11 protein-coding genes are annotated in these 13005 nt (G+C 73.3%); 5 read left to right on the top strand and 6 right to left on the bottom strand.

Going from position 1 to position 13005, the window contains the following annotated elements; all coding sequences use genetic code 11:
• Positions 1-7 precede the first annotated feature (7 nt).
• A complete protein-coding gene (locus AB0D44_RS07835) occupies positions 8-385 on the top strand; it encodes a VOC family protein (RefSeq protein ID WP_362586022.1) in 378 nt (125 codons plus the stop codon).
• Positions 386-454: 69 nt separating this feature from the next.
• Here AB0D44_RS07835 and AB0D44_RS07830 read toward each other — a convergent pair whose 3' ends face one another.
• On the bottom strand, positions 455-802 hold the full coding sequence (locus AB0D44_RS07830) for a hypothetical protein (protein ID WP_362586020.1): 348 nt from the start codon (positions 800-802) through the stop codon (positions 455-457).
• Between the two features lie 166 nt (positions 803-968).
• Between AB0D44_RS07830 and AB0D44_RS07825 the strand changes: the two genes are divergently transcribed.
• Positions 969-1496: a gluconokinase gene (locus tag AB0D44_RS07825; RefSeq protein WP_362586017.1), complete on the top strand. Its 528-nt coding sequence runs from the start codon at positions 969-971 to the stop codon at positions 1494-1496.
• A gap of 208 nt (positions 1497-1704) precedes the next feature.
• On the opposite strand, the gene AB0D44_RS07820 is transcribed toward AB0D44_RS07825, so the two are convergent.
• The 3 genes from AB0D44_RS07820 to AB0D44_RS07810 form a co-directional block, all read right to left on the bottom strand.
• On the bottom strand, positions 1705-2691 hold the full coding sequence (locus AB0D44_RS07820; RefSeq protein ID WP_362586014.1) for a hypothetical protein: 987 nt from the start codon (positions 2689-2691) through the stop codon (positions 1705-1707).
• A 75-nt stretch (positions 2692-2766) separates the two neighbouring features.
• Positions 2767-3507 (bottom strand): hypothetical protein, encoded by a 741-nt coding sequence (locus AB0D44_RS07815; protein ID WP_362586011.1) that lies wholly within the window; start codon positions 3505-3507, stop codon positions 2767-2769.
• Positions 3508-3635: 128 nt separating this feature from the next.
• The gene (locus AB0D44_RS07810) at positions 3636-7196 is read right to left on the bottom strand and encodes a S8 family serine peptidase (RefSeq protein WP_362586008.1); all 3561 of its coding nucleotides are present in this window, start codon (positions 7194-7196) and stop codon (positions 3636-3638) included.
• Between the two features lie 202 nt (positions 7197-7398).
• Between AB0D44_RS07810 and AB0D44_RS07805 the strand changes: the two genes are divergently transcribed.
• The 3 genes from AB0D44_RS07805 (at position 7399) to AB0D44_RS07795 (ending at position 11287) form a co-directional block, all read left to right on the top strand.
• A complete protein-coding gene (locus AB0D44_RS07805) occupies positions 7399-8892 on the top strand; it encodes an MFS transporter (RefSeq protein WP_362586005.1) in 1494 nt (497 codons plus the stop codon).
• A 4-nt stretch (positions 8893-8896) separates the two neighbouring features.
• The gene (locus AB0D44_RS07800) at positions 8897-9541 is read left to right on the top strand and encodes a DUF6629 family protein (protein ID WP_362586002.1); all 645 of its coding nucleotides are present in this window, start codon (positions 8897-8899) and stop codon (positions 9539-9541) included.
• A gap of 90 nt (positions 9542-9631) precedes the next feature.
• The gene (locus tag AB0D44_RS07795) at positions 9632-11287 is read left to right on the top strand and encodes a GMC oxidoreductase (protein WP_362585999.1); all 1656 of its coding nucleotides are present in this window, start codon (positions 9632-9634) and stop codon (positions 11285-11287) included.
• Between the two features lie 61 nt (positions 11288-11348).
• Here the strand turns inward: AB0D44_RS07795 and AB0D44_RS07790 are convergent, their stop codons facing one another.
• Together AB0D44_RS07790 and AB0D44_RS07785 are read right to left on the bottom strand one after the other, a co-directional pair.
• Entirely contained in the window at positions 11349-11828 is a 480-nt protein-coding gene (locus tag AB0D44_RS07790; protein WP_362585996.1) for a carboxymuconolactone decarboxylase family protein, read from the bottom strand.
• Positions 11825-12907 (bottom strand): dihydrodipicolinate reductase, encoded by a 1083-nt coding sequence (locus tag AB0D44_RS07785; RefSeq protein WP_362585993.1) that lies wholly within the window; start codon positions 12905-12907, stop codon positions 11825-11827. Before AB0D44_RS07785 ends, AB0D44_RS07790 begins: the two co-directional genes overlap by 4 nt.
• Positions 12908-13005 lie beyond the last annotated feature (98 nt).

Genomic DNA, 13005 nt, shown 5'->3' with positions numbered 1-13005 from the left:
TGCCGCCATGGACATCAAACTGGAACTGGTTGCCGTGCCCGTGACCGATGTCGACCGGGCCAAGGCCTTCTACGAGAAGATCGGCTTCATCACCGACCACGACCACACGGTCAGCGACGACGTCCGCTTCGTGCAGCTGACCCCGCCCGGGTCCGCCTGTTCGATCGCGATCGGCCGGGGACTGACCCGGATGACCCCGGGCTCCCTGGACAACATGCAGGTCGTCGTCACCGACATCGAGGAGGCGTACGAGGACCTGCGCGGCCGCGGTGTCGAGGTGACGGAAATCCAGGACCTGCCCTGGGGTTCGTTCGTCTACTTCTCCGACCCCGACGGCAACGGCTGGGCGGTCCAGCAGACGACGCCGCGCAAGAGCGCGCAGTAGGCGGACCGGGACGGCGACGGCTGCGGGGAGGCCCCGGCCGTCGCCGTCGCCGTGTTCCAGGGGGTGGGGTCAGCTCTCCACCGCGACGGCGTGGTGGTCGAGTTCCCACGCGTGGTGCTTGAACTCGTGGCGGAAGTCGGCGTGGTCCTCCCACTGGCGGGCGATGCCGCGCAGCACGTCCCAGTTGTGCTCCACCGACTGGTCGATGACGCGGCGCATGGCCGGGTCCGCCGACTCACGCTGCGCGATGAGACCCTTGATGGCGGAGGCCTCCAGGACCGCGTTGCGCAGCGCGCGCAGCGCACGGGAGGTGTCGTCCATCCCGAAGCCGTACTCGCTGCCCGTCTCCGCGTCGAACAGCGGGGTGAGCCGCGCCTCGATGAAGGCGGTGATCCGCTCGAAGTGCTGCACGTCCATCGGGGGCTCCCTCTCCTGCCGGGCCCCTGCGCGGGCCGGCGTCTCCAGTGTGCTTGTGCTGCTCACCGGCATTATCCAGCAGCGGCTTTCCGATGATCTACGGTGGTGGTCCGGCCCGGTGGTGCCCCACACGAAACCGGGGTCGACCAGGACGGCGAGGTACCGCGTGAGCTCCCAGCGCGTCATTGTGGTGATGGGCGTGGCCGGCACGGGCAAGACGACCGTGGGCCGGCTGCTCGCCGCGGCGCTCGCCCTCCCGTACGCGGAGGGCGACGCGTTCCATCCCGCGGCGAACGTCGCCAAGATGTCGGCCGGCATCCCCCTGGACGACGCCGACCGGCGGCCGTGGCTCGACGCCGTCGGCGAGTGGATCGGCGCCCGGGCCGGGCGCGGCGGGGGCGGCGGCGTGGTCGCGGCCTCGGCGCTCAAGCGCTCCTACCGCGACCGGCTGCGCGCCGCGGCCCCCGGCGCGGTCTTCGTGCACCTCACCGGCGCGCGTGCGCTGGTGCAACGGCGGATGGCGGCCCGCACCGGCCACTTCATGCCCGCCTCCCTGCTGGATTCGCAGTTCGCCGCCCTGGAGCCCCTCCAGGAGGACGAACTCGGCTTCGTCGTCGACGTGTCCGGCTCCCCGGAAGACATCACCGAGCGGGCGCTGGCCGCCCTGTGCCGGCTCCCCACTGCCGAGAACTGACGGAGGAAGCGTCACCGCGACCGGTCTCGGCGTCGAGACACGGGCAGCGCCGGCACGCTGCAGCGCGTCACCGGCGTCGCGGGCTCCCCGCTGATCGCCCGGCTCGCGGCGGTTCTGGTCGGCAGGGGCACCCTCGGCCGCGCGGCCGGCTTCGCCCGGGCGCGGCTGTCCACGACCGTCGAGGTGGGAAACTGCCGGACCCGGCGGCTCAGCCCGGCAGGCGCGCCTCGCCCAGCTGGGCCGCGGCCAGCGTGAAGCCGTTGGCGGCGGTGGCGCAGCGGCCGGCGAGGAGCGCGACCTCGGCGCGCAGGGCGTCGTCCTGCGGGACCCGCCAGGCGGGCGCCGCCGTCGTCGCGCGCAGCCGCACGGCGTGGGAGCGGAGCGCGGAGGCGTGCCCGCGGAGGCTGCCGGGCCGGTGCGGGTGCCGGTAGGGGTCCGGCCCCAGCGGCGGGACCGCCCTCAGCCGCCGGGGCGCCGGCCGCGGCGGCTGCGCCGCGTCCCCGTCGGCCCCCGCCTGCGGCGCACCGTCGGCGGGCAGACCGGGGCCGCGGTCGCAGAGCGACCGGAAGGCGGCGCCCAGGCCCAGGAGCGGTGCGGCGGGCACGGCCCGGCCGGTGGCGACCTGCCAGCCCGCGTGGTCGTTGAACGGGTTGGAGTCGGTCAGGGCGTGCCAGGCCAGGATGTCGGCGAAGGCCGGGGCCAGCAGCGAGAAGGCGTGCTCGGCGCCCCGGTCGCGCACGATGTCCCGGAACAGGCGGACGGCCTCGGCCTGCCGGCCTTCCGCGACGGCCCCCAGGACCGCCGCCGCTCCGGGATCGCGCAGCAGCTCGGGGCGACGGGCCTTCACCACCCGGATCCGGGCTCTGAGTCCGCAGACGGCGACGCTGATCGCCAGGCTCTCGCGGCCCGCCAGGGCCCCGGCCAGCCGCCCGGCCCTCGGCAGGGCGCCCCGGCCGCGCGGCGCCCAGCCGAGGCCGGCGGGGTCGGTGAGGGTCCTCAGGAGGGTGCGCCAGCCGTTGCGGCGCGGCCCTCCCCGGGCGAGTGCGGTGGCGGGCAGGCAGGCACCGAGGGCCAGCCCGGAGGCGTAGCCGGCGGCCTCGCCGACCGCGTCGGCGGCCTGGGCGAGTTCGCGGCACAGGTCGTCGAGCAGGTCGACGTCCGTGGTGTCGTACGCGGAGGTCACGGCGTCGGGCATGGGGTCCTCGCGTGGTCAGCGGCGGTGACATCGGCTTCACCGTACGTCGCTCCCGCGGACCCCGCGCTCCGAGCGTCACACCGGGGCGAAGGCGGCGTCCCGGAAGGCCTGGCGGAGGGTGGTGTGCCGGCCGGGCGGGAGGGCCGGAAGGAGCAGCGCCCAGCGGTGGCCGCCCGGACGGGCCCACAGGGCCGGGCCGGGGACGGCGGGGGCGGGGTGGGCCCAGACGCCGTGCGGGGCCGGGTGCCACATGAGGCCGCGGGCGGGGGTCAATTCACCGGTGCGGATGCGCAGGGACTCGGCCGTCCAGGTGCGGGGCAGGCCCGTCGGGCCGTCCGTGTCCGCGGGGGCCACCAGGTGGCCGAGGAAGCGGACGAGGTCGCGCAGGGGCGCGCGCAGGGTGCCGTCGGCGAACCGGGTGCCGGTCATGCCCAGGGGCTGCCAGACCCGGGTGGCGGCGAGTTCGGCGAGCGGGCTGCCCGAGAGGTGCTCGGCGAGACGGGTGAGGGCCTCGGTCCCGTCGGTGCGGGTGAGCAGGTGGTGGGCCGTGGTCCCGGCCGGGGTCCCGGCGGCGGCCTCCTCCCCGTAGGCGGCGAGCGGCGTGTGCAGCCGGAGCGCGCCCTCCTCGACGAGGCTGCCGACGACGGGCCAGAGGGCGAGGACGGCGGCGAGGGAGCCGACGTCGAAGACCGTGCCGTCGCAGTCCTGCGAGGCCGCCTGGACGCCGTCGGGTCCCCCCACGGCCCAGACGGCGCCGGGGTCGGCGCAGCCCACGAGGGCCCGGATGCCGTCGGCCTGGTCGCTCAGGAGCGTCATGGTCGTCCACGCTAGCGAGCCCGGCGCGGTGTGCCCGCACGTCGGTGCGGGAGTCGGGGCTCCCCCACCCGAATGGCACCGCCGGGGGCGGGGCGCCCTGCAGCGCCCGGCCCCCGCCGGTCGTGCGGTCAGCTCTGGTCGGGACGGTCGGTCACCCGAAGGGTGTTGATCAGGGGCTTGCCGAATCCGGTGTGCGTGACGAAGCGGACGTTGAGCACCCCGTCCGTCACCTCGACCGTGTAAGTGCGGGTCAGGGCCGTGTACGTGCCCGCCTCCAGGGAGATGTCCAGGGAGGGCAGGACCTGCCGGCCCTCCGCCAGGACGTCGAAGACGCGCTTGTTCGGCCGGGTGGAGGAGAGTTCGGCGAAGCCCAGCTCCACCGTGTAGGTGCCGTTCGGCACGTTGTCGAAGCGGTACTCGTACATGCCCTCGCGCGCGTTGCGCAGCAGCCGCTGGTCGTCCGTGCCGGCGATGGTGCGGCTGGTGGTCCGTACGGAGGTGTTGCCCTGGTAGCCGTACGAGCCCGCCGTGTACTTGCGGTCCGGGGACCAGGCGTCGCCCAGGACGTCCGTGCCCGCGGAGTCGGAGCCCGCGTCCAGGGCGACCTGGTAGCGCGGGACGACGACCTTGACCGGAACGGTCAGGACCGGGGTCCTGCCACTGGCCGAGGTGATCTTCAGGTCGGCGGTCAGGACCGACCCGGGGGCCAGTCCCTTCGTGTCCACCGCGAGGGTGAGCGGGGTCCTGGCGCCCGTCGGCAGGTTCCCGGTCCCCGGCGTGGCCGTCAGCCAGGCCGCGTCCTCGGTCACCGTGAACGCCGTGCCGAGGCCCGGGTTGGTCAGGTCCAGGGTCCGCGTCCGCTGCTGGTTCGCCGGGAGGACGACCTCCACGGCGGGCCGGGACGCCGTCACCCGGCCGGTGCGCAGGGACTGCGTCACCGTCGTGACGTCGGCCGCCTTGACCTCGACGGTCCCCTGCCCGCTCTCGTAGTGCGGCGCGGAAAGGGAGAGGGCCCGCGAGCCGGACGGGCTCTGGACGACGTAGCCGCCGTCCGCTGCGGTGGTGGCCGAGACGGCCGCCTCTCCCGTGCCGACGGTCACCGTGGCGCCCGCGACCCCGTTGCCGTCGTTGGCGTCGAGCACCCGGCCCGCGACCACGCCGCTCTTGGTGGTGCGGAAGGAGATGCCCAGGCCGTCGGTGATGACCGGGGTGTTGAAGGAGTACCTGAAGGCGTCGGTCCCGGTGGCGTTCTCCACGCCGACGGTGGCCGTGGAGCCGCCCTTGATGCCGGTGCCGCCCGTCCCCTTGTAGGCGTAGGAGACGCTTCCGTCCTCACCGATGGACGCGGAGAAGGAGAACTTCTCGGCCTGCGCCGACCAGTGGGACACCTCCCGCCACTCGATCACGTAGCTGCGGTGCGGGGCGGTGCCGGTGACGGCGGTGAAGACTCCGGATCCGGTGCCCGCCGCGCCGACGACCAGGTCGTCCCAGAAGGGGTAGAGGGCGGCGTTGGGGGTGGCCGTGCTCGGCAGGTCGCCGTTGATGTCGGCGGTGTGGCTGCCGCCGAAGCTGACGGTGCCGTTGGTCCCGATCCAGGCCTGCGCGTACGTCTTTCCGTACAGCGGCAGGGGGAAGGGGAGGTCGACGCGTTCGGTGGTGTTGTCGCCGGTCAGCGCGAGCTGTCGGCTGCCCGCGGGGTACGGGCGGTCGCCCGCGGTGGCGCAGGCGTAGCCGTAGCCGTCGGTGCGCTCGGGAAGGTTCACGGTGACGGTGGCGTCGCCCGCGACGGTGGTCTTGGCGGCGCCGCCGGTGACGCAGCGGGAGGGGTGGGTGGCCTTCACGTCGTAGGTGCCGTGGGGCAGGGTCACCTCGAAGCGGCCCTGCGCGTCGGTGGTCGCGGTCACGGGGGTGTCCACGATGGTGACGGAGGCGCCGGCGGCCGGCCCGGAGGGGGCGGCGACGGTGCCGCTGAGCTTTCCGGAGGCGGCCTGGACGAGGGTGAAGTCGCCGGTGGCCGTGGCGTTCTCGGTGACCGGGACCGTCGCCGTCTGCGGCCCGTAGCCGAACTTGGCGGCGCTGACGGCGTAGTCGCCCACCGACAGTGCGGGGAAGCGGTACGTGCCGTCGGCCGCGGTGGTCGTCGTACGGTCGATCGGCCCGTCGGCGGTGACCGTGGCGCCGGCGACCGGCGTACCGCCGGAACGGACGGTGCCGGCAAGCGCGCCGACCGCGCCGCGCGGGGCGCCGTTCACGGCGGCGAGGGCGTCGAGCCTGCCCTCGCCGAAGACGTTGTTGTCGGCGGCGCTGCCGCCGCACTGGGCGCTGTCCGCGTCCTGGGCCGTGCCGTCGAGCAGCGCTTCGGTCTGCGCGATGTCGCCTTCGAGGGCGGGCGCGGCCGACCAGAGCAGGGCCACGGTGGCCGCCGTGTGCGGCGAGGCCATGGAGGTGCCGGAGAAGGCCTCGTATCCGCCGCCGGGGACGGAGGAGCGCACGTTCACGCCGGGGGCGGCGATGTTCGGCTTGATGACGCCGCCGGGGCCCGCGCCGCGCGAGGAGAACGAGGCGACGGCGTTGTTGATGTCGAAGGCGCCGGAGCTGTAGGAGCTCGCGTAGTCGCCGGGTGAGCCGCTGGTGGCGCAGCTCGGCCCGGAATTGCCGTTGGAGAAGGCCGGGAAGATGCCCGCGGCGCGCCAGGTGTCCACGATCTGCTGGTACCAGTCGTCGTGCGTGGCGCTGCCCCAGGAGTTGTTGACGATGTGCGGCGCGAGGTCGGGGCGCGGGTTCTGGCCGCTGAGGTCGGTGGGGGCGACGATCCACTGGCCGGAGGCGAGCAGCGACGCCTCGGAGCAGGAGTTGGTCTCGCAGCCCTTGGCGGCGATCCACTTGGCGCCCGGGGCGACACCGATCTTGTTGGAGCCGCCGTCGTCGCCGACCATCGTGCCCATGGTGTGGGTGCCGTGGTCGTTGTTGTCGCAGGGGGCGGCGCCGGCGCAGACCCCGGCGGGGTCGAACCAGTTGTAGGCGTGGGTGTAGGTGCCGTCCGCGTTCTTGCCGCGGTACTGGTTGTTCACGGCGGGGTGGGTGTGGTCCACGCCGCTGTCGATGTTGGCGACGACGATGCCCTCGCCGCGCACTCCGGCCTGCTCCCAGACCTGGGGGGCCTTGATGCGGTCGATGTTCCACTCGACGGCGTCGGCCGCGGTCCGCTCCCGCTCGCCTTCGGCGGGTTTGGGCAGGTCGACCTTGTCGTCGGCGTCGATCCGGGACACCTCGGGGCGCTGCGCGAGGGTGCCGGCGAGCTTGTGGCTGCCGACGACGCGGACGGCGTTGACGATCCAGTACGAGGTGTACTCGGCCCGGGCGCCCTCGAGGGCCTTGACCACCTCGGCCTGGCTGCGCGCGGCGTGCTCCTGCTTGGTCCTGAGCACGGTCTCGGCCTTGGCCGCGCGGGTCTGCTGCTTCCGCGCGGCGCTCAGGTCGGCGGCGCTGTCGAGGTAGACCCAGAAGGCGGCCTTGTCGGAGCCGTCGAGCTGGGCGCGGAGCTTGGGTTCGATCTTGCGTTCAGCCGCGCCGGGGGCGGGGCCGGGGTCCGGTGCGGCCGCGGCGACGCCCGCGCCGAGGGGGAGGAGCAGGACCGAGGTGAGGGCGGCGAGCGCCGCGCGTAAGGATCGCCTGGTGCGTTGGGCCACGTGTTGTCTCCTCGTACGCCGTGTGCAGGTTGTGCGGGAAGAGGGTGCGTGAGGTGTGCGATGTGCGCGGGTCATGCTGATTGAGTGCCATTTCCATTACAAGAGGGCCTATTGAGCCTCGTTCCCCCGGCCCCGGCGCCGGCCGGGTGGCCCCCGCGTCCGCCCAGTGGCCCCCGGCGGCCGCCCGGGCCAGCCTTGAGTCATGACCACACCCGCCCCGCCGGCCGGGCCCGGCGTCCCGCTCGCGTCCGCGCGGGGCCGCTGGATCCTGCTCACCACCGTGCTCGGGTCGAGCATGGCGCTGCTGGACTCGACGGTCGTCAACGTCGCGCTCCCCCGGATCGGACGGGACCTCGACGCCGATCTCGCCGTCCTGCAGTGGACGGTCAACGCCTATCTGCTGACCCTGGCCGGGCTGATCCTGGTCGGCGGAGCGCTCGGCGACCGCTTCGGGCGCCGCAGGGTCTTCGTGCTCGGCGTGGTCTGGTTCGCCGTGGGCTCGCTGCTGTGCGGTCTCGCACCGGACCCCGGGGTCCTGGTGGCGGCCCGGGCCCTCCAGGGCATCGGCGGCGCGCTGCTCACACCCGGCTCGCTCGCCCTGATCCAGGGCTCGATCCGTCCGGAGGACCGGGCCAGAGCGGTGGGACTGTGGTCGGGGCTGGGCGGGGTGGGGGCGGCCGTGGGGCCGTTCCTCGGCGGCTGGCTGGTCGACGGACCCGGCTGGCGGTGGGTGTTCCTGCTGAACGTGCCCCTGGCCGCGCTGTGCGTCCCGGTGGCCCTGCGGCACGTACCGGAATCACGCGATCCACAGGCGCGCGGGCGGTTCGACGTGGCCGGCGCACTGCTGGGCGCGGCGGCCCTCGCGCTGCTCACCTACGCGCTGATCGAGGCCCGGTCCGCCAACGCACCGGTGATCGCCGCGGCGGTCGGCGGCTTCCTGCTGACGGGTCTGTTCGTGTACGTGGAGCGGCGGCGGGCCGATCCGATGGTGCCTCCGGACATCTTCGCCTCGCGGCAGTTCACGGCGGTCAATCTGGTCACGCTGTGCGTGTACGCGGCGTTCGGCGGGTTCTTCTTCCTCGTCGTGCTCCAGCTCCAGGTGGTGGCCGGGTACTCCGCACTGGCCGCCGGCGCCGCGCTGCTGCCCACGACGGTGCTGATGCTGCTGCTCTCCGCCCGCTCCGGGGAGGTCGGGGAACGGATCGGACCGCGCATCCCGCTCACCGTGGGGCCGCTGCTGTGCGCGGCCGGGACGCTGCTGATGCTCCGGGTGGGGCCGGACGCCTCGTACCCGGCGGACGTGCTGCCCGCGATGACGGTGATGGGCGCGGGCATGGTGATCCTGGTGGCCCCGCTCACGGCGACCGTGCTGGCCTCGGTGGACCCGGGCCGGGCGGGGCTGGCGAGCGGCATCAACAACGCCGCGGCGCGGGCGGCCGGGCTGCTCGCGGTGGCGGCCCTGCCGCTGCTGGCCGGGATGGGGCCCGAGGCGTACCGCTCGGCCGACCAGTTCGACGCGGCGTTCGGGCGGGCCATGCCCTGGTGTGCGGGCGTGCTGGCGGTCGGGGCGGCGGTGGCCTGGGCGACGGTACGGGCGCCGGTGGCCGGGGCTCCGCACCCGCAGTGCCGCACCCAGTGTTCGATGAGCGCTCCGCCGCTCGAGCCCCCGCGGCGGTCCACCGATGTGACCGACTGACACCATGTGCTGGAGCGCGACGGCCGATCTGACGGCGGGCACGGTCATCACCGCCGTCGGCGTCGCGTGCGTGGCGCGCACCGCACGCGCCCGGCGGGCGCGCGATCTGCCCGTCGCCGCGCTGCCGCTGCTGCTGGGGGCGCACCAGCTGGTCGAGGCCGCCGTCTGGAACTCCGGCGGCGGCTGCTCCCCCGCCGCGACCGCCTGGGCCGTGGTCGCGCTCCCGCTGCTGGCCGTCTGGGTGCCGCTCGGGGTGCTGGTCGCCGCCCCGCACGGGATCCGGCGCCGCCTGTGGGGGCCCGCGGCCGTGGGCGCCGCCACCGCCGCGGTCCTCTCGTACGGGCTCGCGACCCGGCCGGTGACCGCGGAACTGCGCGGCCACACGGTCGGCTACGGCGTGGACGTCCCGTACGCGCCGCTCGTCCTCGCGGGCTATCTGTCCGCCACGCTCGGCGCCCTGCTGCTCGCGGGCGACCGGCGGCTGCGGCTGCTCGGGGCCCTGCTGGCCGTCGGCGCCGTGGTCTGTGCCGCCCTGTGGAGGCTGGAATTCGCCTCCACCTGGTGCGCGTTCGCCGCGGTCGCATCCTTGCTGGTCCTGGGCTGGTCAGGGCGACCCGCATCGGCGAATTCCGTGACACGACCGGCTTGAACCGACGAAGTTACCTAGAGGTATCTAGTGACTTCACACGCACCTGGCAGTAGAACTCGTTCTCATTCAGCCGAGAGTGAGGAACGTCACATGAGTGACACCGGCGAGCCCAGACACGGTTCCAACGAATTCTCCCGTCGCGGATTCCTTGCGAGAACAGGTTCTATTTTGGGGGCTGTGGCCCTCTCTGCACAAGTCACTTCCGCTCATGCGGCGCAGACCGCCACCGCCACCACCGCCTCCACCGCCATCGGTGACGGGGTCCGCGTCCCGGTCCTGGTGATCGGCACCGGTTACGGCGGATCCGTCGCCGCCCTGCGCCTGGCCCAGGCCGGCGTCGACGTCCACATGGTCGAGATGGGCATGGCCTGGGACACCCCGGGCAGCGACGGCAAGATCTTCGCCCACACCACCAATCCCGACTACCGCTCCTACTGGCTGCGCACCAAGACCAAGGCGCCGCTCAGCAACTTCCTCGGGTTCCCGATCGACAAGTCCGTCCCCAAGTACACGGGCATCCTCGACGCCGAGGAGATGGGCGGGATCATCGTCTACCAGGGCCGGGGGGTCGGCGGCGGCTCGCTCGTCAACGGCGGCATGGCCGTGACCCCCAGGCGGGCCAACTTCAGCTCCGTCCTGCCCTCGGTGAACGCCGACGAGATGTACGCCACCTACTACCCCCGCGCCAATGCCGGGCTCGGAGTGGGCCTCATCGACCCGGCCTGGTTCGACACCGTCGCCTGCTACCAGTACGCCCGCGTCGGCCGCAAGCACGCCCAGCGCTCCGGATTCCCCTTCGTCTTCGTCCCCGACGTGTACGACTGGGACTACATGAAGCAGGAGGCGGCCGGCACGGTCCCCAAGTCCGCGGTGGACGGCGAGATCCTCTACGGCAACAACCACGGCAAGAAGTCGCTCCAGCAGACCTACATCGCGGCCGCCAAGGCCACCGGCAGGGTCTCCATCTCCCCCCTGCACCAGGTCACTTCGGTCGCCCCCGCCGCCGGCGGCGGCTACACCGTCGCCATCAACCAGCTGACCACCGACGGCACCGTCGCGGCCGCCAAGACCGTGACCGCCGACCGGGTGTTCTTCGCCGCCGGCAGCGTCGGCACCAGCAAGCTGCTCGTGAAGCTGAAGGCCACCGGCGTCCTGCCCCTCCTCAACGACGAGATCGGCAAGGGCTGGGGCGACAACGGCAACGTCATGTGCGGCCGCGCCAACCACATGTGGGACCCGACCGGCAAGGTGCAGGCCTCCATCCCCTGCGGCGGCATCGACAACTGGGACGCGGGCGGCGCGTTCGCCGAGGTGGCCCCGCTCCCGACCGGGATCGAGACGTACGCGTCCTTCTACCTCTCGATCACCAAGAACCCGCACCGCGCCCGGTTCTCCTGGAACGCGGCGGCGGGCAAGGTCGAACTCGACTGGCAGACGGCCTGGAAACAGCCCTCCATCGACATGGCGAAGACCATTTTCGACAAGATCAACTCGAAGGAGGGGACGATCTACCGGACCGACCTCTTCGGCACCAACAAGATCTGGGGCGACCACCTCACCTACCACCCGCTCGGCGGCGCGGTACTGGACAAGGCCACCGACAACTACGGCCGCCTGCACGGCTACACCGGCCTGTACGTGATCGACGGCGCGCTGATCCCCGGCAACACCAGCGTCAACCCGTTCGTCACCATCACGGCACTCGCCGAACGGAACATCGAGAAGATCATCGCCACGGACCTGTAGCCAGGTCCCTACGCCCGACGACCGGGGCCGACCGGACTCACCGAGCGGCCCCGGGCCCATGTCAGTGACCCGGCAGCATGCAGACGCTGTCCAGGCCGAGCACGTGGTTGAGCCGGCCGAAGGCCAGCCAGGACCCGATGCTCATGGTCAGCTCCACGATCTCGAGCTGGCTGTAGTGCGCGGTCATCCGGTCCCAGAACGCGTCGTCGAGACCGTGGTGGTCGAGGGTGTACCGCTCGGCGTACTCCGCCGCCAGCCGCGTGCGGTCGTCGAAGCGGTCCGTGGTGCGCCACTCGGTGACGGCGTCGGAGAACTCCTCCTCGACCTTCTCCCCCTCCCGCTCGGTGCGCCAGTCCAGGCAGAAAACGCAGCCGTTGATCTGCGCGACCCGCAGGCGGGCGGCCTCGAACTCGCGCAGCCCCAGGGTGGTGTGGGCGTAGACGGACAGCGAGAAGTTGGCGGCGGCCATGCCGATGCCGGGGACCATGTCGCCCCACACGTACTCGATCGGGTGCTGGCCTTCGGGGATGTCGATCCTCATGACGGTTTCCTTCCGAGTTTGCCGATGGCGGGGCGCAGCGGGACGTCGAGGGCGTCGTAGAGCCCGGGCTCGGCGCCGGTGAGCCAGTCGATGGCGCCGACCAGGCGGCCGACGGCGGTGGCGTTGCCGCCCGCCGAGCGGTTCTCGCCCTCGTCCGTGGCCTCGACGGTGACCTCGATGCGCGGGCGGCCCTCGATGACCACCCGGTGGGCGCCGTCCCCGCCGTCGGGCGGGACGGGCCAGTCCGGGGCGCACGAGGCGTGGATGCGCGTGACGTGCTCGATGACGATGCGGGGTTCGCCCTCGACGACGCCCTGCACCTCGAAGCGGATCGCTCCCTGGGTGCCGGCCTCGAACGCGCCCATCGTCCGGGTGGTGACGGTGGTGTCGAGGGCGCGCCGGTCCACCGTCTCGCGGATCTCGTCGAGTTCGACGCCGAGGGCCCTGGCCATCATGCGTATCTGCCCGCCCCACACCATGGTGGGGACCGACGGCATGAGCATCATCGGCTCGTAGTCCATGGGCTGGCCCATGCCGACGAGGTAGCGGACGGAGTCCGGCTGGTCGTAGGTGGAGTAGTCGAAGATCTCCTGGCAGCGGATGGCGTCGATCGTGGTGCCGAGTCCGCTGAGCAGGAGGGGGAGGACGTCGTTGCCCCAGCCGGGGTCGACGCCGGAGGCGAAGAGCGAGCCGCCGCCCTCCGCGATGGCGTCGAGCACCGGGGCGCGGAACTCCGGCGGGGCGCTGCGGTGGTCGTAGAGCGGGTACAGCGCGGGGCTGACGACCACCGCGCCGGCGCGGATCGCCCGGGTGATGTCGGCGAGGGCTTCGTCGGGCCGGACGTCACCGGACGCGGCGTACACCACGGCCCGGGGCCGGGCCGCCAGGACGGCGTCGACGTCGTCGGTGGCCCGGACCCCCAGCAGGTGGTCGAGTCCCCCGAGTTCACCCGCGTCGCGGCCGACCTTGGCTGGATTGTGGACGATGACTGCGGAGAGCTTCAGCGCGGGATGGGCCTCGACGGCGCGGATGGCCAGACGGCCGACGTTGCCGGTACCCCAGACAACCGTGGAAATCATGCGCGGAGGGTAGCCACAGGACCTGGACGTTTCCATAGTCGTGGGGGCGCGGGCGGGCGGGCGCGCGCCCGGGGCGCGGGGCGCGGGCGGCCGCGGGC

The organism is Streptomyces sp. NPDC048349, from assembly GCF_040651925.1.
Lineage (GTDB): Bacteria > Actinomycetota > Actinomycetes > Streptomycetales > Streptomycetaceae > Streptomyces.
This window is presented reverse-complemented; position numbering and strand designations above follow the sequence as displayed.